The sequence below is a fragment of the Vibrio sp. 1249-1 genome (assembly GCF_033340495.1).
Genome location: NZ_JAWOWJ010000098.1, coordinates 1 through 1,154, shown reverse-complemented (window position 1 = coordinate 1,154; position 1,154 = coordinate 1). Strand labels below are relative to the sequence as shown.

The window sequence follows — 1,154 nt, the reverse complement described above, 5'->3', positions numbered from 1 at the left end:
CGTATGAAGGATTGAAGAAAGAGCAGTTTTATAAGTCCGTCGAAATTGTCTTGCTTGCGATTCAGGAACACATGGTGAGTTACGCCGATCTCGCTCTGGAAATGGCACAAAACGAAACGCGACCAGAGAGGAAAGCGGAACTGGAGACAATCGCAGAAAACTGTCGTCATGTGGCTTTCCATGCGCCAACCAACTTCTGGCAAGCTCTGCAACTGAGCTATTTTGTGCAGTTGATGTTGCAAATTGAATCGAATGGCCACTCTGTTTCATTCGGTCGGATGGACCAGTTCCTAAACGACTACTACGTGCGTGATCTTGAAAGTGGCGCGATGAACAAAGCGTTCGCCCTTGAGTTATTGCAAAGCTGTTGGTTGAAATTGCTTGAAGTAAACAAGATTCGCTCTGGCGCGCACTCAAAAGCATCGGCAGGTTCTCCGCTGTATCAAAATGTCTGTATCGGTGGCCAAAAGCTGAATGAGAATGGAGAACCTGAAGATGCCGTAAACCCGCTATCTTGGGCGATTTTAGAGTCCTGTGGTCAGCTACGTTCCACGCAACCGAACTTGAGTGTTCGTTATCATGAAGGTCTGAATCAAGAGTTCTTGATGGGCTGTATTGAAGTGATCAAATGCGGATTCGGTATGCCTGCATTCAACAACGATGAAATTGTCATTCCAGAGTTCATCAAGCTTGGCGTTGAGAAAGAAGACGCTTACAACTACGCGTCTATTGGCTGTATTGAAACCGCTGTTCCAGGCAAATGGGGTTACCGTTGCACGGGTATGAGTTTCATTAACTTTGCGCGTATTTTGCTGGCGGCGCTTAACGAAGGTGTGGATGCAACCACGGGCAAAGCCTTCTTGCCGCATGATAAGTCGTTGGCAAAAGGCAACTTCGAGAGTTTTGATCAAGTCACCGCTTCTTGGGCGGAGCAAATTCGCTACTACACACGTAAATCGATTGAGATCGATACTGTAGTCGACAGCGTGCTTGAGCAGCAAGCGCAAGATATTTTCTGCTCATCGCTGGTGGATGACTGTTTGGCGCGTGGTAAAACAGTAAAAGAAGGCGGAGCGAAATACGATTGGGTATCTGGCCTGCAAGTGGGTATCGCCAATTTGGGTAACAGTTTGGCGGCGATCAAACATTTGGTG

1 protein-coding gene is annotated in these 1,154 nt (G+C 47.5%); it reads left to right on the top strand.

Features of this window, described 5'->3' with window-relative positions; genetic code table 11:
* A partial coding sequence (locus R7Z50_RS24530) for a pyruvate formate lyase family protein (RefSeq protein ID WP_318149352.1) occupies positions 1-1,154 on the top strand: 1,154 nt, incomplete at both ends.